The sequence below is a fragment of the Microcoleus sp. FACHB-831 genome (assembly GCF_014695585.1).
In the GTDB taxonomy this organism is placed as follows: domain Bacteria; phylum Cyanobacteriota; class Cyanobacteriia; order Cyanobacteriales; family FACHB-T130; genus FACHB-831.
This window is the reverse complement of the sequence record NZ_JACJON010000060.1, coordinates 37,511-63,090: the sequence shown is the minus strand read 5'-3', so window position 1 is coordinate 63,090 and position 25,580 is coordinate 37,511. Positions and strand designations below refer to the sequence as shown.

General features: G+C 45.6%; 24 protein-coding genes and 1 pseudogene. 16 read left to right on the top strand and 9 right to left on the bottom strand.

Annotated elements, in window-relative coordinates:
* Positions 1 to 50: 50 nt before the first annotated feature.
* On the bottom strand, positions 51 to 611 hold the full coding sequence (locus H6F77_RS16690) for a sugar O-acetyltransferase (protein ID WP_190489677.1): 561 nt from the start codon (positions 609 to 611) through the stop codon (positions 51 to 53).
* 233 nt (positions 612 to 844) lie between these two features.
* Between H6F77_RS16690 and H6F77_RS16685 the strand changes: the two genes are divergently transcribed.
* From H6F77_RS16685 to H6F77_RS28915, 5 genes and pseudogenes are all read left to right on the top strand, one after another.
* Positions 845 to 1,387, top strand: a complete 543-nt coding sequence (locus tag H6F77_RS16685) for a hypothetical protein (protein WP_242022212.1) — start codon at positions 845 to 847, stop codon at positions 1,385 to 1,387.
* A 187-nt stretch (positions 1,388 to 1,574) separates the two neighbouring features.
* Positions 1,575 to 2,897, top strand: coding sequence for a type III glutamate--ammonia ligase (gene glnT / locus H6F77_RS16680; RefSeq protein WP_190489675.1), 1,323 nt, complete (start codon positions 1,575 to 1,577; stop codon positions 2,895 to 2,897).
* Positions 2,898 to 2,905: 8 nt separating this feature from the next.
* Complete coding sequence (locus tag H6F77_RS16675; protein WP_190489674.1) at positions 2,906 to 3,616, top strand: gamma-glutamyl-gamma-aminobutyrate hydrolase family protein; 711 nt, start codon at positions 2,906 to 2,908, stop codon at positions 3,614 to 3,616.
* A gap of 139 nt (positions 3,617 to 3,755) precedes the next feature.
* Positions 3,756 to 4,931: pseudogene (locus tag H6F77_RS28920) on the top strand (leucine-rich repeat domain-containing protein); the annotation flags it as partial.
* Between the two features lie 9 nt (positions 4,932 to 4,940).
* Positions 4,941 to 5,936 carry a DUF6745 domain-containing protein gene (locus tag H6F77_RS28915; RefSeq protein WP_375335948.1) on the top strand — a complete coding sequence of 332 codons (996 nt, stop codon included), beginning with the start codon at positions 4,941 to 4,943 and terminating at the stop codon, positions 5,934 to 5,936.
* A gap of 250 nt (positions 5,937 to 6,186) precedes the next feature.
* On the opposite strand, the gene fghA is transcribed toward H6F77_RS28915, so the two are convergent.
* The 4 genes from fghA to H6F77_RS16650 all read right to left on the bottom strand — a co-directional run bounded on the left by fghA (position 6,187) and on the right by H6F77_RS16650 (position 12,160).
* Complete coding sequence (gene fghA / locus H6F77_RS16665; RefSeq protein WP_190489672.1) at positions 6,187 to 7,044, bottom strand: S-formylglutathione hydrolase; 858 nt, start codon at positions 7,042 to 7,044, stop codon at positions 6,187 to 6,189.
* A 48-nt stretch (positions 7,045 to 7,092) separates the two neighbouring features.
* On the bottom strand, positions 7,093 to 8,202 hold the full coding sequence (locus H6F77_RS16660; protein WP_190489747.1) for an S-(hydroxymethyl)glutathione dehydrogenase/class III alcohol dehydrogenase: 1,110 nt from the start codon (positions 8,200 to 8,202) through the stop codon (positions 7,093 to 7,095).
* A gap of 74 nt (positions 8,203 to 8,276) precedes the next feature.
* On the bottom strand, positions 8,277 to 9,932 hold the full coding sequence (locus tag H6F77_RS16655) for a dynamin family protein (protein ID WP_190489671.1): 1,656 nt from the start codon (positions 9,930 to 9,932) through the stop codon (positions 8,277 to 8,279).
* 155 nt (positions 9,933 to 10,087) lie between these two features.
* The gene (locus tag H6F77_RS16650; protein ID WP_190489670.1) at positions 10,088 to 12,160 is read right to left on the bottom strand and encodes a dynamin family protein; all 2,073 of its coding nucleotides are present in this window, start codon (positions 12,158 to 12,160) and stop codon (positions 10,088 to 10,090) included.
* Positions 12,161 to 12,280: 120 nt separating this feature from the next.
* Here H6F77_RS16650 and H6F77_RS16645 point away from each other — a divergent pair, with 120 nt between their 5' ends.
* The 3 genes from H6F77_RS16645 to H6F77_RS16635 all read left to right on the top strand — a co-directional run bounded on the left by H6F77_RS16645 (position 12,281) and on the right by H6F77_RS16635 (position 15,932).
* Positions 12,281 to 13,000 (top strand): cyclase family protein, encoded by a 720-nt coding sequence (locus H6F77_RS16645; protein WP_190489669.1) that lies wholly within the window; start codon positions 12,281 to 12,283, stop codon positions 12,998 to 13,000.
* Positions 13,001 to 13,068: 68 nt separating this feature from the next.
* The gene (locus H6F77_RS16640; RefSeq protein WP_190489668.1) at positions 13,069 to 14,259 is read left to right on the top strand and encodes a low temperature requirement protein A; all 1,191 of its coding nucleotides are present in this window, start codon (positions 13,069 to 13,071) and stop codon (positions 14,257 to 14,259) included.
* Positions 14,260 to 14,462: 203 nt separating this feature from the next.
* Positions 14,463 to 15,932, top strand: a complete 1,470-nt coding sequence (locus tag H6F77_RS16635) for an RtcB family protein (RefSeq protein ID WP_190489667.1) — start codon at positions 14,463 to 14,465, stop codon at positions 15,930 to 15,932.
* Positions 15,933 to 15,993: 61 nt separating this feature from the next.
* Here the strand turns inward: H6F77_RS16635 and H6F77_RS16630 are convergent, their stop codons facing one another.
* The 3 genes from H6F77_RS16630 to H6F77_RS16625 form a co-directional block, all read right to left on the bottom strand.
* On the bottom strand, positions 15,994 to 17,370 hold the full coding sequence (locus H6F77_RS16630) for a cytochrome P450 (RefSeq protein WP_190489666.1): 1,377 nt from the start codon (positions 17,368 to 17,370) through the stop codon (positions 15,994 to 15,996).
* Positions 17,371 to 17,614: 244 nt separating this feature from the next.
* Positions 17,615 to 17,749, bottom strand: a complete 135-nt coding sequence (locus H6F77_RS28470; RefSeq protein ID WP_255515777.1) for a hypothetical protein — start codon at positions 17,747 to 17,749, stop codon at positions 17,615 to 17,617.
* Between the two features lie 28 nt (positions 17,750 to 17,777).
* Positions 17,778 to 18,356, bottom strand: coding sequence for a pentapeptide repeat-containing protein (locus H6F77_RS16625; protein WP_190489665.1), 579 nt, complete (start codon positions 18,354 to 18,356; stop codon positions 17,778 to 17,780).
* Here H6F77_RS16625 and H6F77_RS28910 point away from each other — a divergent pair.
* The 4 genes from H6F77_RS28910 to H6F77_RS16605 all read left to right on the top strand — a co-directional run bounded on the left by H6F77_RS28910 (position 18,319) and on the right by H6F77_RS16605 (position 21,146).
* Entirely contained in the window at positions 18,319 to 18,702 is a 384-nt protein-coding gene (locus H6F77_RS28910; protein ID WP_190489746.1) for a WD40 repeat domain-containing protein, read from the top strand. The genes H6F77_RS16625 and H6F77_RS28910 overlap by 38 nt on opposite strands.
* Before the next feature lie 174 nt (positions 18,703 to 18,876).
* The gene (locus H6F77_RS16615) at positions 18,877 to 19,095 is read left to right on the top strand and encodes a hypothetical protein (protein ID WP_190489664.1); all 219 of its coding nucleotides are present in this window, start codon (positions 18,877 to 18,879) and stop codon (positions 19,093 to 19,095) included.
* A 99-nt stretch (positions 19,096 to 19,194) separates the two neighbouring features.
* A complete protein-coding gene (locus tag H6F77_RS16610) occupies positions 19,195 to 20,046 on the top strand; it encodes an Npun_R2479 family HD domain-containing metalloprotein (protein ID WP_190489663.1) in 852 nt (283 codons plus the stop codon).
* A gap of 380 nt (positions 20,047 to 20,426) precedes the next feature.
* On the top strand, positions 20,427 to 21,146 hold the full coding sequence (locus H6F77_RS16605; RefSeq protein ID WP_190489662.1) for an SDR family oxidoreductase: 720 nt from the start codon (positions 20,427 to 20,429) through the stop codon (positions 21,144 to 21,146).
* Positions 21,147 to 21,156: 10 nt separating this feature from the next.
* On the opposite strand, the gene H6F77_RS16600 is transcribed toward H6F77_RS16605, so the two are convergent.
* On the bottom strand, positions 21,157 to 21,603 hold the full coding sequence (locus tag H6F77_RS16600) for a hypothetical protein (protein WP_190489661.1): 447 nt from the start codon (positions 21,601 to 21,603) through the stop codon (positions 21,157 to 21,159).
* A gap of 1 nt (position 21,604) precedes the next feature.
* Between H6F77_RS16600 and H6F77_RS16595 the strand changes: the two genes are divergently transcribed.
* From H6F77_RS16595 to H6F77_RS16580, 4 genes are all read left to right on the top strand, one after another.
* Positions 21,605 to 21,799 carry a hypothetical protein gene (locus H6F77_RS16595; RefSeq protein WP_190489660.1) on the top strand — a complete coding sequence of 65 codons (195 nt, stop codon included), beginning with the start codon at positions 21,605 to 21,607 and terminating at the stop codon, positions 21,797 to 21,799.
* A 254-nt stretch (positions 21,800 to 22,053) separates the two neighbouring features.
* Positions 22,054 to 23,127 carry a threonine aldolase family protein gene (locus tag H6F77_RS16590; protein WP_190489659.1) on the top strand — a complete coding sequence of 358 codons (1,074 nt, stop codon included), beginning with the start codon at positions 22,054 to 22,056 and terminating at the stop codon, positions 23,125 to 23,127.
* A gap of 81 nt (positions 23,128 to 23,208) precedes the next feature.
* Positions 23,209 to 24,114, top strand: a complete 906-nt coding sequence (glsA, locus tag H6F77_RS16585; protein WP_190489658.1) for a glutaminase A — start codon at positions 23,209 to 23,211, stop codon at positions 24,112 to 24,114.
* 180 nt (positions 24,115 to 24,294) lie between these two features.
* On the top strand, positions 24,295 to 25,524 hold the full coding sequence (locus H6F77_RS16580) for a damage-control phosphatase ARMT1 family protein (RefSeq protein ID WP_190489657.1): 1,230 nt from the start codon (positions 24,295 to 24,297) through the stop codon (positions 25,522 to 25,524).
* Positions 25,525 to 25,580: the final 56 nt, after the last annotated feature.

The window sequence follows — 25,580 nt, the reverse complement described above, 5'->3', positions numbered from 1 at the left end:
TATTATGTACCCCTTAACTTTGGAAATAAGGCGATCGCGCTTAAAAAAAGTTAGTTTAAATATTTAATTATTCGGCACGGATTGCCAACAGCAACAACATTTGCTGGTATATCTTTTACAACAACGCTACCAGCACCGATGGTTGTATTGTCGCCAATTGTCACCCCCGGACAAACGACCGCGCCGCCACCAATCCAGACATTATTACCAATCTTAATAGGAGCAGCAAGTTCTCGACCAGATAAGCGAATTTCTGGGTCTATTGGGTGAGAAGCGGTGTAAATTTGAACGTAAGGACCGCACAGAAAATTTTCACCAATTTCCACAATATTGCAGTCTAGAATTACACAGCCATAGTTGATGTATAAATTGTTTCCAGCATAAATATTGCTGCCATAGTCGCAGTGGAATGGGGGCACAATTTCCACTTTAGGGCCAACTTTCCCGAACAACTCGTTTAGAACCTGCGATCGCATATCCTGTTCTTCTTCAGTCGTCGCGTTGTACGTTCTTAAAAGACGGCGTGCCCGCTTGTTCTCCGCAGCCAGTTCGGGATCGTAAGCCCAATATAACTCACCCGCCAGCATCTTCTGTTTTTCTGTTTTTTCCACTATAGAAATCCTCTGCTACCTTCTGGGAAAATATTTTACTACTTGTACACCTCCCAAACCTTGGCGAAAAATCTCTTTTATTTAACACAAATTATCTTGATTTACCATAACAACCTCTATCAATATAAAAAAATCTACTAATGTCACTTTTATACGGAAAAGGAGTCTTCTGAACGGTAGCAATTGAGCAGAAACTTATAGTAACGCTTGCCATGTACCCCACAGCTAAATTTTTGACTTTCTCTATCGCCGCACTAGGAATTTTGCCTCTTACCAGCCTGTCCGTTAACGCATATGCGAGGCTAACAAACCAATCAAAATTATCGCTAAGAGGCATTGAATCTGTTCGGTTTGGAATGACTGTTGCCGAAGCATCAAAAGTCGCTGGGACTCAGCTAGTTTCGCTGAATGGAAGTCCCATCCAGACTAAGAGCAGTTGCTTCTACGTTAAACCAAAAACCGGGCCAAGCGGTGTCGAGTTTATGCTCGATAACGGTCGCATTGCTAGAATTGATGTTGTTAAAAATAGCCGCGTTACTACCTTGAAAGGCGCAAAAATTGGAGATAGCGAAGCACGGATAAAATCTCTCTATCCAGGAATTAAAGTCACTCCGCATAAATACACTTTTCAAACTGGCGGACACTACATGACATTCGTACCAAAAGACAGCGCTGACAAAAACTATCGCCTAATATTCGAGACTGACGGTTCTCGCGTTAGTCAATTTAGATCGGGTAAACTTCCGCAAGTCGAATTAGTAGAACGGTGCGGCTAATAGAGGAATTTATGAATTAGGAATTATGAGTTTTTAATTAAAAATTTTAACTCCTAACTCTTAACTCTAAACTTTTCGCCAATTAGTTATTACCCATTCCCAATTACCAAAGATAAGTATCTCCAGATACAAACTTGTTATAAAAAGCTTGATTTACTCATAGCCAGAGGTATTTGGAGCGATCGCGGTGATTACAACTCTGACAAGCAGCCAACCCCTGAGTGAATTAGCCAAAGAACTCAACTTAGACTTCTTTCTTGTCTCGTTCACAGATATTTTGGGAGGAACGCGCGCCAAACTCGTTCCCGCTGCCAAAATTGCCACTGTTGAGTCTGAAGGAGCTTTTTTTGCTCCCTTTGCCTGTAATTTGGGATTAGGCCCCGATGCCCACGATATCGCCGCGATTCCCGATCCAACTTCTCTTATAGTCCTTCCCTGGCAACAGAATGTAGGCTGGGTTGCTAGCGATGTTTATTTTGATGGCGAACCTTTTCCATCTGCACCTAGAGTAATTTTTAAGCAAGTTCTCCAACAGTGCGAAAAGCTGGGTTATAGTTACAAAACTGGTGTAGAAGCAGAATTCTTTTTACTCAAAAAAACGCGCCAAGGCTATCAAATTGCCGACTCGAACGATACAGCAGCAAGACCCTGCTACGACCAGCTAAACTTAATGCGGCAGTTTGATTTTATCTCTACTATTGTTAGTTATCTAGAACAGTTGGGATGGGAACCTTATCAGTGCGACCATGAGGATGCTAACGGTCAGTTTGAAATTAACTGGACTTATAATGATGCCCTAGTGACAGCAGACCGTCATGTATTTTTTAAATATATGGTAAAAACTCTAGCAGAACAACACGGATTAACTGCTAGTTTTATGCCCAAACCTTTTAGCAATCTAACAGGAAATGGGGCGCACGTTCATATGAGTTTGTGGGATGATGGATCTAATGCTTTCGGCGATTCATCTGACGAAATGGGGTTGTCTAACTTAGCTTATGAATTTTTATCTGGCGTGCTGAATCATGCGCGTGGTTTGGCGGCTTTGTGCAATCCTACAATAAACTCATATCGGCGGTTGGGTGCGGCAATGACCGCATCAGGCAGCAGTTGGAGTCCGCGATATATCTCCTACGGTGGAAATAATCGCACGCACATGATTCGCATCCCCGATAAAGGAAGATTTGAGTGTCGGTTGGTGGATGGTTCTGCTAATCTATATTTAGCTCAGGCAGGGCTTTTGGCATCTGGGCTGGAAGGCATCGCTAAACATATTAAAGCTGGTAAGCCAATAGATGAAAATATGTTTGTGCGGGGTTTGGAATTTCCAGACTTGGAAACTTTGCCGACCAGTTTGCTAGAAGCGCTTAATTATCTGGAAGAAGATTCTTTACTGATGACGACTTTAGGAGAAGGAGCAAAAACTTTTCTGGAGTTTAAACATCAGGAATGTAATACTTATAATGCCCAGGTTACAGCTTGGGAGTTGGAACAATATATCAACTGCTAAAATTGGAAATGAAATCAAAGCCCCCACTTATTGGAATTACTACCGCCGGACAACTTGATACGCGCCTGTTCTGCATTCGGGGCGATTATGTAGAAGCGGTGAGGTTAGCGGGTGGCTTACCAATTTTGCTGCCGCCGGGAGAACCTGACCCTGGTTTAATATTAGAAAGAGTGGATGGTTTGATATTTTCTGGGGGTGGTGATATTGACCCCGCTGCTTATAATGGCTCATCGCATCCAACGGTTTATAACGTAGACGAACAGCGCGATCGCTTTGAGTTATCTTTAGCTAAACTTGCTCTTAATACAGATATTCCAATTTTGGGAATTTGTCGCGGTTTAGAAATATTGGTAGTGGCAACTGGGGGGAAATTAGTAGCGCATGTCCCGGATGAATTCGGCAGCGCGATCGCCCATCGCACTCATCAATCTCGTCACTGCGAACATAGCGTGCAAATTTGTCCAAAAAGTCGCCTTGCTACGCTAATTAAAGCGCCAGAACCGCAGATTGTTTCCTGGCATCATCAAGCTGTGCGGACAGTTCCACCGGGTTGGCGTATCGCAGCACGCGCCTCGGATGGCGTCATAGAAGCAGTCGAACATGAAACGCATCCTTGGGCGATCGCGCTACAGTGGCATCCAGAACTCGCACCCAACGATCCTTGTCAGCAACGCATCTTTCAATCATTAGTTGAAGCCGCACGCGATCGCATGAGGTAATTTTCCAGAATTAGAAGAAGCTTTAGCCATTGTGTTTGGGAATAGTTAACTAAAAAAGTGTAGTTATATCGGCGAAGCGATTTTATGGCGGAGAATGCGCTTCGCCTACACCACTTAAATACTAGGGGACTGCTGTCTTATGTGCGAACACAAGCAAAATCAGGCAACAACTTTCACCACGTTTGCTGATTGGTGTCGGCACAAAGACAGTCTCTCAGAAGAAGCAAGACATACGGTTGAAGTGTTGTTAAAGCGTGCTGGCACTGGTGACTGCGATGAGGCTAATCAGATACTTTCAACTTGCACTGAAATGGCTCTTTTTGGCAAGGGAATTTGGGACATTTCGCCGCTATCGTCTCTGACAAACCTGACTAGCCTGAATCTCGACAACAACCAAATTAGTGACATTTCGCCGCTATCGTCTCTGACAAATCTGACTAGCCTGAATCTCGACAACAACCAAATTAGTGACATTTCGCCGCTATCGTCTCTAACCAACCTGACTAGCCTGGATCTCTACGGCAAGGAAATTAGTGACATTTCGCCACTATCGCCACTCACCAACCTGGCTAGCCTGAATCTCTTCGGCAACCAAATTAGAGACATTTCGCCGCTATCAAATCTAACCAACCTCACTAGCCTGAGTCTTTTCTACGGCAACCAAATTAGAGACATTTCGCCGCTATCAAATCTAACCAACCTGACTAGCCTGAATCTCTACGGCGAGGAAATTAGAGACATTTTGCCGCTATCAAATCTAACCAACCTGACTAGCCTGAAGCTCGGCGGCGAGGAAATTAGAGACATTTCGCCGCTATCAAATCTAACCAACCTGACTAGCCTGAATCTCTACGGCGAGGAAATTAGAGACATTTCGCCGCTGAGTGACCTCACCAACCTAGCTAGCCTGAAGTTCTACGGCAAGGAAATTAGAGACATTTCGCCGCTATCAAATCTAACCAACCTGACTAGCCTGAGTCTCGACAACAACCAAATTAGAGACATTTCGCCGCTATACTCTCTCACCAACCTGACTAGCCTGTATCTCAACAACAACCAAATTAGTGACATTTCGTCGCTATCCCTACTCACCAATCTGACTAGCCTGGGTCTCAACAACAACCAAATTAGTGACATTTCGCCGCTATCCCCACTCACCAACCTGACTAGCCTGAATCTCGGCAGCAACCAAATCAGTGACATTTCGCCGCTGAGTGGCCTCACCAAGCTGACTGACCTGAAGCTCTACGGCAACCTTCTTAGTGACATTTCGCCGCTAAGTGGCCTCACCAACCTGGCTTACCTGAATCTCTATGACAACCAAATTCGTGGCCTAACCCCGCAGCGATCGCTATTAGAAAAATGGCGCACTCTCTCAACAATTTCCATTGAGCATCAAAAAGCCACAGCCGCCATAAAAGCTGCCTATGCACTCATATCTCAAGCCGAACCTGAGATCGTTTTTTGCAGCAGCCCCCACGCGGGTTTGACATCTTTAGCTGAATATAAGAGCTTGGGAGTGCCACTAGCAGAAAAACTTAGCGAATCGACAAGAGAAGGATTTAGTCAAGGGTTGTGGGTATTTTTGCTCCGAGGGATGCAATTTCGACAAGCGGACGCAATCTACAGAGAACTGCGGTTAGATTTAGGCGATCGCCTGCGGTTAGATTTATCCGATCGCAGTTTTTATTCAGATAAACACCTTGTGCCTGAAAGCTTAGTGAAAGACATCAGCGTAACGGAATATTGTGTTTCTAAATTTGGTTACGTGCTTACTCAAAAGACACAGCAAGCATTGCACTGCCTCAACCAACTTCTGGAACACTGCGGCTGGATATGGGCGTTTGAGAAAGTTTGTATTGTGTGCGATCGCCCCATCAAACTTTCTTTTGACAGTGAAGATCGCCTCCATGCCCTTGGCGAACCTGCCATTGAGTTTGCTGATGGCTACAAATTATACTCATATCACGGCGTAACTTTACCTGAAAAATATGGTAAATTTCACCCTGAACAATGGCAATCTCAATGGTTTTTAGAAGAGGAAAACGCTGAACTTCGCCGAGTGTTAATTCAGGAAATTGGTTACGCTCGAATTTGCCAAGAGTTGCAGGCAGCTGAATTAGATACTTGGCAAGAATACACGCTATTAACAATAGATGATAAGGTCGATCGCGAACCAATTCATTTATTAAAAATGACTTGTCCTAGCACTGGATTTGTTCACGCCTTGCGCGTACCACCTAATGTTAATTCAGCCAGGGAGGCAATTCGCTGGGTAAATTGGGGAACCGATCCGGAAGAATTTTTTATTCAAACATGATGACGCCAAGCTTAAGCAAGACCAAAGCTACTGTGTGGGTGGTGGAGAATGGTAAATTGCGTGAAGCTTTGGCAACTGGCGGGGTTGTCGGGGTATCCCAGCTGGGCTGGAGGTCGCAGCTGAGATAATTTACAGTCTACCCGAAGTTGCGCTCTGCCCAAAACGTTTTTTGGCTGCGGGTGGACTTCATGCGTTGCAATTTTGGATTTTGGATTGTAGCCAGATTAAACCCAAATGGTATTACAAGGTGTTAATCTTTACTTCCATACAGCGCCGCCGCGTGGTGGCGGATGTGGTCTTCGATGAAGGTGGAGATAAAATAGTAACCGTGATTGTAACCCTCCTGGTAGCGCAAAGTTAGCGGCTGTCCAGCCTTTGCACACGCTTCTTCAAACGCCTCTGGAAGCAGTTGATGGGCTAGAAACTCATCAGCCGTGCCTTGATCGATGAGGATATTACGGTTATATCTGGCACTCAGTACCAATTCGCACGCATCGTATGCACGCCAAGTCTCCTTATTAGTACCGAGGTAATTGGTGAACGCTTTCTGACTCAACCCGCAGCGCATTGGCGCTGCAATGGGTGCAAAGGCTGAAACCGATTTGTACTGTTCGGGGTTTCTCAAGGCACAAACTAGCGCCCCGTGACCGCCCATTGAGTGACCGAAAATACCTTTATTTTCAGGTTGCACGGGGAAATGCTCTGCAATCAAAGCGGGCAACTCGCGGACAACATAGCTATACATTTGATAGCGCGATCGCCAAGGCTCTTCAGTAGCATTGACGTAAAACCCAGCACCAGTACCTAAATCCCAGTCTCGATCCTCACCCTCAATCCCCGTGTTGCGAGGGCTGGTGTCAGGTACTACAAGCATCAAACCGTACTTGGCGGCAAATTGTTGCGCCCCCGCTTTCACCATAAAATTCTCTTCGGTGCAAGTCAAACCAGAGAGATAATAAAGAACTGGAACTGGCTGCGATTTCGCTTGCGGTGGCTGATAGATGGAGAAGCGCATTTCGCCTTTACAACTATCAGATTGATGGCTATAAAATCCGACTTTACCGCCAAAGCAAGAATGTTCAGAAACGAGGTTTGGAGACACTGACATAATATTAATTCCTACTTTGTAGGGTGGGCATCGCCCACCTTACTAATACTAAAATGTGACGACGCTGCGAATAGATTCGCCTTTGTGCATCAAATCTAAAGCATCGTTGATGCGTTCAATGGGCATTACATGAGTAATCATGTCGTCAATATTAATCTTCCCTTCCATATACCAATCAACAATTTTGGGTACATCCGTGCGACCTCTAGCACCGCCGAAAGCCGAACCTTTCCACACGCGCCCGGTGACAAGTTGGAAGGGACGGGTGCTAATTTCTTGACCTGCACCAGCAACGCCGATGATAACACTAACTCCCCAACCTTTATGGCAGCATTCCAAAGCTTGACGCATGATATTAACATTGCCGATGCACTCGAAACTATAATCAGCACCGCCTTTAGTTAAATCGACGAGATAGGCAACTAAATCGCCCTCGACTTCGTTGGGATTTACGAAGTGAGTCATGCCAAACTTTTCAGCAAGCGAGCGCTTGCTGGGATTAATATCAACTCCCACGATCATATTAGCGCCAACCAGCCGCGCCCCCTGGATAACATTAAGCCCAATGCCACCCAATCCAAAAACTACAACATTAGCCCCAGGTTCAACTTTGGCGGTGTTGATGACAGCACCAATACCAGTTGTAACGCCGCAACCGATATAACAAACTTTATCGAAGGGAGCATCTTCACGAATTTTTGCTACAGCAATTTCTGGCAATACCGTATAGTTAGAAAAAGTCGAAGTTCCCATGTAATGATGAATTTTTTGCCCATCAATTGAGAAGCGACTCGTACCATCAGGCATGACGCCGCGTCCTTGGGTTGAACGAATGGCTTGACAAAGATTAGTTTTGCGACTGAGACAATATTCGCATTGGCGACATTCTGGAGTATAGAGAGGAATTACGCGATCGCCCTCTTTCAAACTCGTCACGCCTGCACCAACTTCTACAACAACTCCCGCACCTTCGTGTCCCAAAATTGCTGGGAATAAACCTTCAGGATCGGCACCAGAAAGCGTGTAGGCATCAGTATGGCATACCCCACTCGCCTTAATTTCGATTAATACTTCTCCCTCTTTGGGGCCATCCAAGTGGACCGTTTCAATGCTTAACGGCTGACCCGCCTCAAATGCCACTGCTGCTTTTACTTCCATTACCGCGATTTTGTAGGTTAGGGGGTTCATTGCTCATTGGCTAGAGAACCATGAACAATGAACCATTATATCGCCTACCCTAATTCTGCATTCAAATTATCCAAGCAAGCGTTTAATAAACTCAGACGATGACACTTCTCTGTCACTTCTAATGGCTCTTTAGGTACTTGAAATTTAATTACTTTTTTTGCTTCTTCTTCATATGAATTGAGTTTTGAAATAGCTTGGGCACTGAAGCGATTTAGATAGTCATAAGCCGCTTTAGCATAAGCTTGCGCCACCTGATTTTCATAGGATATTTGCGATGGCTCTTGCTTGTCGTCTTCTGAATCTCGACTTAAAAGATAGCTAGCACCAGCGCCAACTGCTGCTCCTACTGGGCCACCCAACAACCAACCAATTCCAGTTGCTAAAACAGCTTTTTCAGCATTACTGCTGCCACTATCTGAGACTTTTGGTTTCTCTGGCAGTAATACATCTGGCGGACTGGGGAATGTTATTAATAGCCGTTCAGGTTGAGGGCGATCGAAAAATTCACAAGCTTGAATAATCCATTTTACAACTGCCTCTTGAAGATCTGCGATCGCTTGCCTAAAAGCACCATTTTGCCAACTGCTAAATTGATTGTTTTGGAGTGCAGAGGCTACTTCAGAGTGATAGCGTTCTATGAGTTTTGGCTCTTGCAGCCAATTTCGCAATTCAGCAATGCTAGCAGCAAAACCTTGTTTAATTAGTGTCTCGGCTCTTTGTTGGATATCAATTTTAGCTTGGTGCTTGGATTGGGCAGTTTCTAACTCCGTAGCGATCGCGCTTGATTTTACTTGCAAAGCTTGCTTAATTTGCATGGCGATCGCATTCACGCGAGGAAGACGAGTATCCCCCCTCTTTTCCTGTTGAAATGCAGAAATACTTTGCAACGCCGACTCAAAGCTAGAAATTCCTGTAGTTTGTGCAGCCGCCGCATCACCTTTTAGTCTAGCTCTCAAAGCAGGCAGAGCATCAACGCGGTATAAATTACTAATTCCTGGAGGTAAATCTGCGCGGAAACTTTCTGCTACAAACCGCAAGCGATTTTGGACTTCTTTCTGGTCTTCAGGTTCTAATAAATTGACAAAATTGACCACAAATACAATAGTTTTAATCCCGCGATCTAGCAGCCAATCGCGTAATTTTTCCCGTTCAACTAAAGTCATTAACTGACGAGCATCCAATACTTGAACAATAAGATCCGCCGTCAGCAGCTTGTCGCGTACCAAATCATCCTGCGCTTCCCTGTCATTAGTTCCAGGCAAATCTAGCAACTCAACACCATTTTGTAAGAATGGATGAGGGCAAGTTACCTCTACAGAAGCGACATCGCCACGCATGCGGCGATCGCCATCTAAAATAGCAAATTGCTTGAGAACATCAGTGCCAAGTTCATTAATTTCCGTTCCATCCGACATGGTAATGCGGGTTCTTAGCTCCTCACCATATTTGACAGCGATCGCCGCCCCCGTAGTGGGAATAATATCTATTGGTAAGGCACGATTTCCCATCAAAGCATTTAGTAGCGTTGACTTGCCGTAATTAAAAGGGCCAAATACAGCAATGCGAAAAGTAGGATTATCGAAATAGTCGCAGATAGATATTACATCCCGATAAAGTTGCGAATTCTTATCAAGTTCCAGCACGCCTAATGACGACCTAACACTCTTTAAAATACCCGAATAATCTTCACGATCTTTCATACTATTTCCCTACTCATCTATCTTTTTTACATTCTGACCTCTCGTTCCCTGGCTCTGCCAGGGAATGCAGTACGAAAGGGCTGCTGCCTCGATCTTTTTTAAACGAGGCAGAGCCTCGCTCAGGGCATTCCCAGGCTGGAGCCTGGGAACGATACTTAAGGCACAAGCAAACTCTCATAAACAGACTCAACACTCTGCCATTCAGATAAAACATCCCCTTGCAACTGTTTTAATCGCTTTAATTCAGTATCGCGATTAATTTCATGGGACTCCTTTTGCTTCAACAAATTATCTAATTCAGCCTTACGCGCCTCAATATCATCATTCACGCGCAGGCTAACTTCGCGATCGTAAGCATCAAAACACTCTTTCACGCCTTCATAAATCGGCGTCCATTGCTCGTTTGCTACCTGGGGCAGATATTTTATTAGCTCTTTTTTCGCAGCTTTTACCAGTTCTTGTCGCGCTTGATCTGCTTGGAAAACCCCCACGCCTAAACCCAACAGCGCGATACCTATTGGCCCGAGAAAAACACCAGTAACCGTACCAATAATGCCGCTAATTCCAATCACGGTGAAATAGTTTAGGAGGATGTTTTTCCAATCGAAACCTGCTCCAGCCATTGCAAAGCCAGCAAAGTTACCCCCAGTTAATGAAACAAGACCCATCGCCCATTTAGCCCATCCCGGTGAGTTATCTTCAGGCGTGTTGCTTGCAGGAGTTTGTACCTTTTGCCCTGTTAACTTCTCTGTAATTTTATCTGTCACCTGAGTGTAAGAAGCACCATATTGTGCAGCACTCCTTGATAGTTGGGAAAATGCTGCATCTATTTTTTGTTCGGCTTCACGTCCCCACGCGGAAAGTTTATCATTAATATACTGTTCAAAACCTTGTTGGAGCGCCGCATTAAATGCTTCTCGCTTACCCGCGTTTAGGAAATCAAACAAGTTTAATGCAGGCTGATAGCGCAAGAAATCTGTTTCAAACGTGTTTCCCAAGTTAAGAACGTAGCTGCGGAAGTAATCAGCGATCGCTTTAGCTTGATAGTCGCGGGTGTTCCTAATTTCCTCCTTAAATTGATCGCGGATATTCGTTAATTTGACAAATTCCGGTTCAACTGAACTAATCCGGCGCTTTAATTCATTAACATCCTGCTCTAGCAAGGGGATGCGTCGTTCAATTGCTTCTGTTACGCGAGTCGAAGTTTGACGCGCCAAAGTTCTAGCTTGTCGCATTTCTGCGATCGCTCTTTCCTGAGTTAAAAATGTATTCAATGCCCCCATGAATTCTCTAAACCCAGTTCCTTCTAAAGTAGCACTGGGGTTTTTCAGTCGCCGCCGCAGCGCTTTAATTGCCGAAACCTCAAAAACTCGCTCGTCATAAATATCCATCCCATCCACCTGACAATATTCAGATAAATTGGCTTTGAATACTCGACGCACTTTATCTTCCGCTTCTTTCAATTCTTCTTCGTCATCCGGATCGAGCAACCCTTCACGAATTTGATCCCAAGCATTAATCAGAAAGAAAACAGACAAACCCCGGCCTTTGATATAATTTTCTAAATAGCGACGCTCGCCAAGGGTACAAGGCTGCGATGCCCTAAGTACGAAAAGTATTGCATGACAATTATTGATATATCCTAAAGATAGTTCATTCCGCGCTTCTGTATCGTTTAACCCTGGGCTATCCACTATTTCAATTCCCTTTTCCAGAAGTGCTAAGGGATACTCTACGACAGCATAATCAACGCCTGGAAATGCTTCCTTCTTCTCTTGTTCTAGTTTCTTTGCTTCGGCGGGGTCTATAGTGTAACGCTGCTTAAAAGCTGTAAAATCTAAAGTTTCCGGATCTTTCCCATTATTAAAATAAACAGTAACTTGCTTTTCTGGGCCGTAGCGTAAAACAGTTAGCACTGCTGTACAAGGATTAACATCGCTGGGTAACAAATTTTCGCCAATTAAGGCATTAAGGAAAGTGCTTTTACCCCGTTTCATATCGCCTAAAACTAGCAGCCTAAATACACCTTTGCGAAAATTATTACTAGCAATGTTTATATCTTCTATATCTCTATCTAAACCCAATCCCCCAGAAGTAGATTCTCCTTCTGACTCTGCTTCTTTAAGCGTTTCAGCCATGCGGGAGAGAGAACCTGCAACCTGATGACGCGCTTTGACGACTTTATCTAAATCGTTAAGAAAACTTTCAGTTTCAATTTTGTAACTCATGTTTATTTTTCGGTAAATTCTTTACAACCTTAACTTCCTCACCTCGCAACTGCCTAGATAAATGTCTAGAAATTTTGATACCACGCGATCGCACCATAAAAACAAACTCACCCCAAGATAATGCACATACCATCCCAGAAAACCATTACCTACTCGCGGGTCGTTCACCTAAGCCATGTAATTGACCCCAATATCCCACAATGGCCGGGAGATCCGCCTGTAGAATTTGAGACTGTCGCAGAGTTAGATAAAGATGGCTACTATATGCGGCGTTTCTCGTTAGGCGAACACAGCGCCACGCACATGAACGCGCCTAACAGCTTTTATGCTTCTGGTGTAGGGATTGACCAATATTCTGCCGAGTCGCTTGTTGTACCTGCAATAGTGATGGATGTTCGGGAGCAATGTGCAAAGAATGCCGATTATGCACTCGCTATTTCAGATATTTTCGCTTGGGAACACCAACACGGCCAGATTCCTTCTGGCTGCATAGTGCTGCTTTACACGGGATGGCAAGAAAAATGGCAAAACGAAAATGCATTTCTCAACCCGGATGCTGACGGTAACTTACATTTCCCTGGGTTTGGCGAATCCGCCACTCAATTTTTGTTGCGCGATCGCCACATTGCAGGAGTTGGAATCGATACTCACGGCGTAGACTCCGGCATAGATTGTACCTTTGCTACCAACCGCCTGGTATTGCAACAAAATGGCATCGTCCTCGAAAACCTCACCAACTTAGATCGCTTACCGCCGATAGGCACTACATTAATCATCGGTATCCTCCGCCTGCGGGGTGGTTCTGGTTCTCCCGCCGCCGCGATCGCCCTAGTTCCGTGAAATCGACTTTTTGAAGCAATAAATAAATCGCCTACACTACAAATAATTCAATTTCAGGAGTTCCTGAGATGGCAAAAAGTTTGTGGCAACCCCCCCGCCTGCGTACCGCTGAAGAAAATGAAGAAGAAAGACGCGCTACTTGGCTGGAACTATTCTACGACTTGATCTTTGTGGCGGCGATCGCTGAAGTATCTCATTACCTTAACGAGCATGTCTCCCTCGCTGGCTTCTTCGGCTACGTGCTGCTGTTCGTGCCGATTTGGTGGTCTTGGGTTGGGGCAACTTTTTACGCCACTCGCTTCGACACCGACGACTTAGGACACCGACTGCTGACGCTGCTGCAAATGATAGCGATCGCAGTCCTTGCAGTCAACGTGCATCACGGATTAGGAGAAAGTTCCGTTGGCTTCGCCCTCTCCTACGTCACCGTCAGGGCTATTTTGATCGTTCAATATCTCGTTGCTGGCTACCATATACCAGCAGCGCGGGGATTAACAACTTGGTACGCCACAGGTTTTAGCATCGCCGCCGCCATCTGGTTGGTGTCAGCCTTCCTACCACTTCCTTGGCGTTTTGCCGTTTGGTTGTTGGCGTTCATCATCGACTTCGGTACGCCCCTAACAGCAGGCAAATTAGTTGCCCAAATACCCCCCTCCTTTTCCCACATTCCAGAGCGTTTGGGATTATTTACCATCATCGTCTTGGGCGAGGCGGTAATCGCTGTAGTCAGAGGAGTCGCCAAGTTGGAATGGGGTGCCTCATCTGCCATTGTCGCTGTCCTGGGTATGATCGTCGCTTTTAGCCTGTGGTGGATCTACTTCGACAGCGTGGATGGCTCTCCCCTACGGGCTATGGGAGTTGGTCGTATGGGCATCGGTCTAACGTGGCTCTATTCCCATCTACCACTCGCTATTGGTATTGCTGCTGCTGGTGTTGGTGTCGAACATATCATCATCTCTAGCAAAACGGGAATAGCATTACCTGCTACCCAGCGATGGCTGATTTGCAGCGCTGTAGCGATTTGTTTGATTTCCTTGGCAGCTATTCACCTGATCACCTGCACTCTGGGGACAACAAGACGGCGTAAGATTTTAGCCGCCTATCGCGTCGGTTCTGCGGCGTTTATTATGGTTATCGCGATCGCTGGGGGTGCTTTATCATCGATTGCGGTAATAGGCTTGGTGGCTGTAGCCTGTGCCGTACAAGTCGTTCTGGCTCTGATCGCAACCCATCACGCTCAGCCCGAACCAAGCTGCTAACCTCCATACTACATTTATGTTTCGCGTTCCCACGCTTTAGGCTGGGAACGCGAACCGCATTCTCTTGCAAGTTATAAAAGTTGTCGGTTATCTTAAAAACATTAACGAGTCCCTTGGCTCGAACCTAGACTGCGGCTGCTGAACCAAAGTCTCCTAACTAATCGCTTCATGTAGGTCTATCGATGACCTGCAAATAGATATTTATGCAGCAGCCAAAGAATCTTTCTCGGCTTCTCCGGGCGTTGGCTCGTGAGGGTCTTGATGTAACATACGACAATCAAACTTACTCTATCCATCTCAATTCTGGGAGACGCGATAAATCGGCGTCTCTACAAGACCGTGCTACAACAGCAGAAGTCTTGCTACCAGAGAATTTCCCTGTAGAAGCCAAGGCGTTTAAGCAACTGGCAAATTTAGCCCAGATTCGCCATCCTAGCGGCGGTCATGTATGCAAGTGCTGCGCTACTCCCGATTTTCATCCTGGGGATGCTGGGGTTGCAATCGGTTCAATTGTGGAAACCGCAGGGATGCTTATCCCCGCTGCTGTCGGTTCCGATATCAACTGCGGGATGCGATCGCACGTTGTAGATTTGTCGCTAGAGCAGTTTATGGCAAAGCGATCGCGCTTCGTAGAGTTGATGAAAGGCGATTACTTTTTCGGTACTCGCGACGTAACCATGACAGCCAAAACTGCCCGCGCCATGTTTCAGGATGGAATTCCAGGTTGGCTGGATGCTATCCTCGACGCACCAACTGGTAGCGTAGTTAAGTCTGACTTAGATCAGTTAGCCGCTGAGTGGGATCGCGTCTATTTAAACGGTTCCATGAACGGTGACATAAAGTGGGCACCTTCTGAACTCGTTCCCTCAGACGGACTCGTGCGGGACGGTGGACTGGCTACCATAGGTGGAGGCAACCATTTTGTTGAAATTCAGGTAGTTGAGAAGATAGAAGACAAAGCGATCGCCTACGCTTGGGGCGTGCGAGAAGGACAAATCGCCTTCATGGTTCACTCAGGTTCGCGGAACGTAGGTAAATATATAGGAGGGATGTGGCGCGATCGCGCTCAAGCCGCATGGCCTAAACATCTCAAACACCCAGAAGATCGACTTTTCCCTCTCTCATTACAAGCAACGCCAGAATTCGTTATCAGCTACCTGCAAGCCGAAGCCACTGCGGCAAATTACGCCTTTGTGAATCGGCTGCTGTTAGCGGAACTCTTGCGCCTGCGCCTGCGGCAAGTTTATGGAGATTTAGAAGCACCCTTGATTTTCGACTTGCCCCATAATATCACCTTGGCGGAAGGTTCGGGGTGGGTAATTAGAAAAGGCGCTTGTCCCGCACATGTTGGACAACCTGTAATTATCCCCGGTTCTATGGGCGCTACGTCTTATTTGCTGATTGGTAAAGGGAATCAGGAATTTCTCAACTCAGCATCTCACGGTGCGGGGAGAGTGCGTTCTCGTTTCGAGTTGAGTCGCCAGGGTGCAGATAAAAATCAAGACGCCTTGGGTTTAACTGGCGTAGACTGCATAACCCTGCGCGAAGAACGCAGGATCGAAGAAGCGCCAGCCGCTTATAAACCAATCCAGCCTGTAATTGACGCACAGGTAGAGGCTGAAATGGTCGGTGTCGTAGCGCGGTTAAAGCCAGTTTTGACATTCAAAGCATAGGCTATCGTTCTTGTTATTTATTCGTGGTTCATTGCTAATAGGAATGAACCACGAATAATAACTAGCGCGAACCAGTTACAACCATCCGCACGCCGCCATCGGGTGTCGTAGTTATGCCACGACGTACAGCCTTAAGGGGACGATTATCAATTAGAACCAGTTGCTGCGATCGCAGAATTTTTGCCAATACTAACTTCATTTCAAACAACGCAAACGCCATGCCAATACAGCGACGATTGCCGCCACCAAATGATATAAACTCATAAGGTGAAAATTGACGTTCTAAAAAGCGCTCTGGCTTGAAACGTTTTGGCTCTGGGTAAATATCCTCGCGATGGTGGGTCAAATAAACACAGGGAGATAGCATCGTTCCTGCGGGAAATTCGTAGCCCATTAATTGGAACTGCGATTTAACAATCCGGGGGAAAGTAAACAAAGTAACGGGGTAAATTCGCAGAGTTTCCGAGCATACAGCACTCAGATAGGGAAGCCGGAAAACTTTATCTGGATCTGGATTATCGCCCAGAGAATCTAATTCTGCAAGCAGTTTTTCTCGTACTTCTGGCAAATAGTGAATCCAGTACAACGCCCATGCCAAAGCTGTAGCTGTAGTTTCATGTCCCGCAAACAGCAACGTCATCAACTCATCGCGCAATTCTGCATCCGTCATGGGTTCGCCATGTTCATCGCGAGCCGACAACATTAAACTAAGGATGTCTTCGCGTGATAAATCATTAGCAGCCCGTCTTTCGCGAATTTCGGCATATAGAAGTTCATCAATTTGCTGCTTTTGACGGAGAAAACGTCCCCAAGGACTCCAAGGGCCTAAATCTTGTTGAAGGAACTTGAGAAATAGCAAGCTAGAACTCCAAGGAGAATTAAAAGTATCCAGCATAGAACTAAGAGTTTCCCTTAACTGCTGGAACCGCGAATTTTCATCAAGACCAAAAACGGCGCGTAAGATTACTCGCAGCGAGATTTCTTGCATATAAGAGCGAGCTACAAAAGTCTTGCCAATTGTTAGCTGGCTCATCACCTCTTCTGTAATTTGACAAATGATGTCGCCATAGGCTCGCATGCGTTCCCCATGAAAAGGGGGTATAAGCAGCCGCCGCTGACGCTGGTGATAATCGCCGTCGTGCAATAACAGCGAATAATCTCCTGTTATGGGTTGCAAAATTTTGTTTGCTACCCCAGAGTCAAATAGGTTTGGATCTGCCGTAAAAATTTCTTGAATTGCTTGCGGGTTGCTTACGACTACTTGACGAGGAAAGCCAGCAAACTGAGCTGTATAGATATCCCCGTAGTCTTTAGCAGCTTTTTCTATATAAGTGAGGGGAGCTAGAATGGCTCTGATTGTTGCTAGCCATTTGGGAGTCTTAGGCCCATCAGGCATTTTAGCGGCAGGTTTTGTCTTATTTTCTGCAATGACAGTCATATCGATTTTTTATTTTTTATTTTTTATTTTTGATTGACTTTAAACTGCAATTTTGTGTTATTACTCGCATTTTTTAGGCAGTAAATTGACCGCTTACCTATTAGGCAGAGGGAAAATTTAACCCCCAGGCTATTAGCTTGAAGAGGTATTGATTTATCGCACCTAAGTTAAAATTCAAGCGATCGCGCGATTAATTCTCCTGCTAAGAAGCAACTTGCATCTCGGAGGCTACTTGTCTAGAACATTAACCCCAAGAGAGAATCGAAAACAACACAGAACTATTTTGGAGTGGTGTAATCCGCGATCGCTTCACTCCTAATCTTGGATTGTCTTCACCTCTCATGAGTGAAGAGATCGCAGAGGTAGAAAGTTCTAGCATATTTGCTCTCGATAATATTGATTCCTCCTTAATCTCTACTAGGACTACTGACAATACTGCCGTCGGGCATAATGGTGTTCTGGAGAATAACATTATCAATATCAACATAAATATCAACATTGATGGCACCAGTCAAATTAGCGTGCGTCATGTCAGTCCCATCGAAGACGGCACTGTCCAAATCAGCCCCTACAAGGTTAGCATTCCTGAGGATAGCACCCGTAAGGTTTGCGGCGTAGAGGTCAACTCTGTAGAGGTTGGCACCACTGAAGTTAACCCTTTCCAAGTTAGAGGAATCCAACTGAGCACCGCTGAGGTTGGCATTAGTAAGGTTAGCCTCGATCATCTCAACATAATTCAATTGAGCAGCTTCCAAGTTGGCACTTCTCAAGTCGGCACTTCTCAGAACAGCATCATAGAGAATAGCTCCTCTCAGGTTAGCTTCTCTGAGGTCAGCCCCTTTGAGGTTGGCATTACAGAGAATGGCTCCTTCAAGGTCAAGCCCTCTGAGGTTAGCCCCTTGGAGTTGGGCAAATATTCCGAAGTTCTTTTCTCCAGCGGCGTAAAGCCTGAAAAATTCCTCAGCGGTAATTTCCTTCCTTTCCATAACTCAACTCCCACATCCATCTACACCATCAACAATAGGGACTAAGCTGGCTAGCAGCAGTAGTGATGGTACTGTACGCTTTTGGGATGTTAGCAGTGGTGAATGCTGCAAAACTTTGCACGGCGATAGTGGATTCATCTGGTCTGTCGCCTTTAGTCCCGATGGGCAAATTTTAGCTAGTGGCTGCGATGAGGAAACGATTAAGCTTTGGGATGTGAATGCCGGAGAATGCTTGCAAACGTTAAGAAGCGATAGACCCTATGAGGGTATGAATATTGCGGGCGTTACTGGTTTAACCGAAGCGACTGTTGCCACCCTCAAAGCGCTAGGCGCGGTTGACTCTTAGAATGGGTGTGACTGCGGTCACTCTTAGGTAAATATGCGGTCACATTTAAGGCAAAGTTCGAGTCACTAGACCGCAACGCAATTATCACGCTCTACCCCTGTTGCGATCGCGAGAGCTTTTGGAGAAAGGACGGATATTAGATGTATTGAGTTCCTCAAAGAGGATCGAGCAACGATGTCACCAGCAGTCAACCTTCTACCCTCAGCGATCGCAGACTTATTTGCCCAAGTCACCATAAGCGGCAAAATCACCCGCGCCGATCGATATGGCTTAATGGCTGCACTATTGGATGACACTATCGACGCGGAAGAAAAAAGCTCAATTGACCGACTGCTTCACGCTGTTTGCAGAGGAAGACTAAAAGTTGTGAATGAAATCTCTGCTGTGTTATAAAGCAAGGTTTTTAGGTAAATTCTTCACAGGCAAAGCCCGACCGACGCTCTTTCTAAATATCGCAAAATTTGATTCAGGTATACATACAGGGGGCTAAACATGATCAATACAACAGAATTGTTAATAGACGCCTTTGTTGCTGACTTACAAGCAGGATTCCGTCGCACCTACGGAGGAATGAATCCTCACTATGCAGACATCATTACTTGGGCTGGCAATATGGCTTTAGAAAATATCGCCAACAGCGATGCCCTCTATCACAATGTAGAACACACCATTTTAGTGACATTAGTCGGTCAAGAAATCTTGCGAGGCAAGCATATTCGCGAAGGTGGAGTTTCCTGCGAAGACTGGTTGCACTTCATCATCGCGCTGCTATGTCATGATATTGGCTATGTCAAAGGAGTTTGTCTCGACGACCGAGATGGATGGTATGCCACAGGCGATGGCACGCGAGTGCGTCTATCACCTGGTTCTACAGATGCCAGTCTCACCCCTTATCATGTAGACCGGGGAAAACTGTTTATAGACGAGCGTTTTGGCGGTCACAAACTAATTGATGCCGAACAGATTAAACGCAATATTGAACTAACTCGATTCCCCGTGCCAAAATCGATAGATCATCAAGATACAGGTAACTGTCCTGGCTTAGTCCGCGCTGCTGACTTGATAGGTCAACTCAGCGATCCTCGTTACCTGCAAAAAATCAGCGCTTTGTTTTATGAGTTTGAAGAAACAGGCGTAAATAAATCTTTGGGCTATCGAACCCCTGGTGATTTGCGAAAGAACTACCCTAAGTTTTACTGGTACAGCGTTCATCCCTATATTACGGATGCGCTGCAATATCTATCACTCACGCAACAGGGAAAGCAGATTGTTTCCAAGCTCTACGCTAATGTATTTGTGGTAGAACACGAAGAACAGAGGGAACATGAAATGCTATTTGCTTAGTAGTTGAATATACGGATAATTTATAAATTGCCCGTATATCTGGATAGTATGCAATTTAATGATGCTACGCAGGCTCAAACAATCTTTAGGCCATTTTTTGGGATTGCAGACAATCTGAAAAACTTAGTGAAGTAAACGCTCGCCCATGCTATGCTGGCAGGCAATATGACCAAAGATATTATTAGCGGTCGAACAAAGATTATCGCTAATAAAAACCAGGGAATATGGGAGTGATGCGATCGCCCTGCGCTGGCTGCTAAAAATTCTACCCTCCTGGCGTAAAAAACTATGGTGCAACTACAAGCCAAACAAACTATCGTTACTGGTAGCAGCGCTGGTACTGGTGAAAGCATTTTTTAACTGCGAACAGGAGAAAACAGATGAGTGCAAGCAAAAAAATAGCTGTTGTCACTGGTGCCAATCGCGGTTTGGGTTTTGAAACTTGCCGCCAATTAGCAAAACAAGAAATCCAGGTTATTCTTACCAGTCGCGATGAAGCCAAGGGTAATGCTGCCGTTGAAAAGTTGCAAGCTGAAGGATTAGATGTCTTATATCGTTCGCTTGATGTTACTAATGCCGACAGTGTTGAACATCTGGCGCAGTTCATTCGCAATCAGTTTGGCAAACTGGATATCTTAGTTAACAACGCCGGAATAGCTAAAGATTTTTTAGATCCATCAGAAGGTAGCGTATTGAAAACAAAAGTAAGTACGTTGCAAGAAACGATCGAGACAAATTTATACGGGCCATTGCTGCTTTGTCAGGCGTTAATTCCGCTGATGAAAATAAATAATTACGGGCGGGTTGTTAATGTATCTTCTGGCGCGGGTCAATTGGCAGATATGGCTACTGGATTTCCCGCATATAGAATTTCAAAAACGGCACTCAATGCGCTAACTCGGATTGTTGCTAACGAATTAGAAGACACCAATATTTTGGTGAATGCAGTTTGTCCAGGATGGGTTAGAACTGATATGGGTGGCCCAAATGCGCCGCGATCGCTAGAGCAAGGGGTTGATACAATTGTGTGGTTGGCAACGCTTGCTGATGGTGGGCCGACGAGTGGATTTTTCCGCGATCGCCAGCCCATTGATTGGTAAAACTACATTATTAATTACCTACTTCAGATTTTAGGCGCGACACGAGTTGATCGAATGCCATGCGATCGCGGGTGCGATCGCGCCGCAAGGCTGTTCCCGACCACAGGACGCTGTTATCTTTGGTGCTTCTAACTTGCAGTTCGCCACGAAAACCCTGACCTGTCGAACGTCCAGATCCGGTGACAACAGCATCGGCAGATTTTGGCGAGGATACTAGCTGGATGCGGTTCCAGCCGCGCAGCGATCGCATGACATTACTGCGGAAGCCGCCGTCTCTGGCGTTGAATGGCATAACGTACACTCTGCGGATATCGCGCATTGTCGTCGCTTTACTCCTAGCAAGGTTAAATTGCGTCGGAGTCGGCGATCGCTGTTGGGTTTCTGCTGCGAGGGAAGGTTGCAAAGACGCCGACCCTAGAAATAGCAAAATTGAACTGGCAAATATTAGGCGCTTCATTATGGTTGTGAGGTGCGAATATGCATTTATTTTGGCTTATTCCTTGGGGGGAGCGATCGCTAAGATTTACGGGATTTACGCATTCCCACCTTTAGCCAAAAAACCTGGACTTGGGGGGTCTCCCCCCAATCCCCCCGTTGGAGGACGGGTGCGTCCCCCAAACCCCCTCCACATGAAATTTACGCCTGTCGGTTAGCGCTTTTTGCCCAGCCCCAACCTGCAAAGATGGATATGTGGGGATGGACTTTAACTGAAATTATCAAATTTTGTGCCAATCGTGCGTAAGTCTTAATTCAGAAAAATCAGCGTCTAAGCAAGTAAAAAGGCAAAAGAAGAAAAGTTTAGGCTTCAAGACTTTTAGCTCTTGACTATAGGCAAATTAAATATGGAATACCTTAGCTAAATTTAAAATAGAAGTTCAGCCCATCGTTTGACAACAAAACTAGCCCGATGAACTTCTGTAGCGATAATGTAACTGGCGTAGCACCGGAAATCTTGGCAGCATTGACTGCTGCAAATGATGGTGCAGCAATGCCCTACGGTAACGATGAATGTACGCAGCGATTAGAAGCCAAGTTCTCGGAATTATTCGAGACAAGCGTTACAGTTTTTCCAGTTGCTACTGGTTCTGCTGCCAACGCCCTAGCCCTCTCAGTCATCGCTCCCCCCTTTGGTGCAATTTACTGCCATCCCGAATCGCATATCAACGTTGATGAGTGCGGTGCGCCAGAGTTCTACACGGGTGGTGCGAAGTTAGTCACCATTCCTAGTGCTAATGGCAAGATTGGCGCAACTGACTTGGCAGAGGTGCTGAAGAAAGCAGGCGCGGGAGTCGTCCATCGCGTGCAGCCAGCCGCTGTCAGCATTACTCAAGCAACCGAAGCCGGAACTGTTTACACTGCTCTAGAAATCCAGCACGTTGCTGATGTCGCCCATGCTCATAATCTCGGCTTGCATATGGACGGTGCTAGATTTGCCAATGCGGTAGTTAGTTTGGGGTGTACTCCCGCAGATATCACCTGGCGTGCTGGTGTCGATGTCTTGTCGTTTGGCGCTACAAAGAACGGTGCTATGGCGGCTGAAGCAGTCGTGTTTTTTAATTGTGACTTGGCAAAAACGTTTGGTTATCGTCGCAAGCGCAGCGGTCATTTATTCTCAAAAATGCGGTTTTTGTCAGCGCAACTAGAGGCTTATATTACTGATGATTTGTGGTTAAAAAATGCTGCTCATGCTAACCAAATGGCGGCAAAAATAGCAGTGAATCTTACCAATTTGCAAGGGGCGAAACTTTGTCATCCGGTGCAAGCGAATGAAATCTTTATTCAACTTCCCGAAGCAGTTATTGAAGGTCTTCTTGCTGACGGCTTCCAGTTCTACCGCTGGGAGGGTGAAGAATCTACGATAGTAAGGTTAGTAACTGCTTTTAATACCAAGGAGGAAGATGTCACGGCTTTTATAAAATCGGCTGAACGTTATTCGGCTGCCGATTATAATATAGCGTTAGATGAACTGGCTAAAGTTTGAGAGCAAAATTTTATAGCTTTAAATCAATAGTTTTGTCTCAATTTTGTTGCGCGGTTGTTACCTAGTGCGGAAAAATATTAAATGATAAGCTCAACAGGGCTGAGTTCTCTAACTCAAGGCCAGCTTGATGATTGGGTAGCTCAAGCACAAACTCATACACAGGAAGGGAAGCTACCAGGCTATATACCCAGGTTATTTCAAGCTAATCCTAACTCTTCTGCCGTTCAGATACAGTGTATAAATGGCCAGATTTATAGCTATGGCGACATTACTCAGCAGTTTGTGTTGATGAGCGTAATAAAGCCTTTTGTGCTGCTATTTTTGTTAGAGCATATGGGAACAGAAGCTGTGTTTGAACGGGTGGGGATGAAGCCTTCTGACCAAGCTTTTAATTCTTTGGCACAATTGGAAGCGGATGGGGGATGGCCGCGCAATCCTATGATTAATAGCGGCGCGATCGCTCTAGCATCTCTGCTACCCAGTTGCGAACTCTTCTGTGACTGGCTAAATCAATGCTCTAATGCAAGTCTGGTTTTAGATGAGCAAATGCTAGCTTCGGTAATATCAACAGGTAATCAATGCAATCGCTCTATTGCGATGATGCTGGCTCAGTTTGGTCATCTAAACTCTCCAGAAACCGCTTTAGACATCTACAATCGCATCTGCTGCTTGTCTGGAAATGTTGTAGATTTGGCTAAGTTGGGGATGCTATTGGCTGATGGTAGCGAGTTAATTTCGCTGTCACACAGCCGCACGGTAAATGCGTTGATGACTACTTGTGGCTTGTATGAAGCCTCCGGGCGTTTTGCTGTGCGGGTGGGACTTCCTACTAAATCAGGGGTAAGCGGTGCAATGCTATCTATAGTGCCATCTCAGGGCGCGATCGCCTGCTACAGTCCCCCTCTCGATTTGCAAGGTAACTCTGTAGCTGGGTTGTTTTTGTTAGAGCAACTCGCACGCTCTCTAAATTTAAGCGTGTTTAGCTAAAAATTCTCATTTTTCAGCAGTACGATCTATCTCCATAGTTGATGTAGCAATCGTAAATTATCTGTCAAGTCTATCTTATGCTCTTTACTTTACCCTTTTTGCATCTAACAGCTATCGCTTAACGCGCTTGGATAATGCATTTATTTCTATCAGCTTTTCTCACAAGTCACAATTGATAAAATGCTAAACTCAAACAGTCCCGGACCTAAGTTTAACCAACCCCGCTTAACCCTCCCTCCAGCAATTTTAGGTTCGGAAGAAGGCTCTTTTGCCTACTATACAGTTACCGGAAGAATGCCAGCAATTGCTAGGCGTGTTATTGCAGAAAACAAGTTCCCTCCAATCATTATTGAAAACTTGGAAACTCTGGCGACTGAACTGAGCGATGGGAAGGTGCGTCCCCTCAAAGACGACGGTGGCGAGGATGTGGAATCGTGGTCTAAATATGTAGAACCTTGTGCGGGAATGCGCTGGCTGGATGTGCCCTGGTTCTTTGCAGAAACATACTTTTATCGTAGTATCCTTGAGGCAACTAATTACTTTCAACCCGGAGATTGGCAGGGTGTAGATCCATTTGGCTACCAAAAACGCTTGGGTTTGCATGCATCAATGGATGCTATCCCGGCTCTGACAAATTTTCGCATTGAGGGGGATGCGGAGGAAATGAGAAATGATTTTATTAAACTACTTTATTTTGATTTGTGGGGCAATCGAGCTGATTTAAGTTTGTGGCCAGCAGGGGAAAGCGATCGCAGCAACGATCCTCTCCCCGAACAAACTAATATATTAGTAGATCTTTCATCCCAAATCGCCGATAGAGTTGCCAGCTTTGACAAATCACGCATTGATATCGTTGCCGACAATGCGGGTTTTGAACTTGTATGCGATTTGTGTTTAGCCGATTTTTTGCTGACTAACAATGCTGCTGGTACGGTTTATCTGCATCTGAAGTCGCATCCTACTTTTGTATCTGATGCCACGATTAAGGATGTTCATTACACCCTAGAGATTTTAGAGGCTAATAAAAATAAAGAAGTTCTGCGATCGGCTCTGCGATTGCAAGATTATATCGCTCGCGATCGCTTGCGTCTCCAAGACGATTTATTTTGGACATCGCCTCTTGCATTCTGGGAAATGCCCGAATCATTGCAGCAAGATTTATCGCAATCGAGTTTAATATTAGTCAAAGGGGATGCTAACTATCGCCGAATCTTGGGCGATCGCCACTGGCCTTTTACCACCCCTTTTGAAGACATCGCCTGCTACTTCCCTTCTCCGATGGCTGCACTACGCACCCTCAAGTCGGAACTAGCAGCAGGACTCCACCCCAATCAGATAGAAGCGCTCAACCAGCAAGATCTCAACTGGTTGACCAATGGAGAGCGGGGCGTCATCCAGTTTGTTATCTAAATCTTTCAAAACTAAATTTTTTACCAGTGCAAGCACGGGGCGATCGCAGTTAAGCC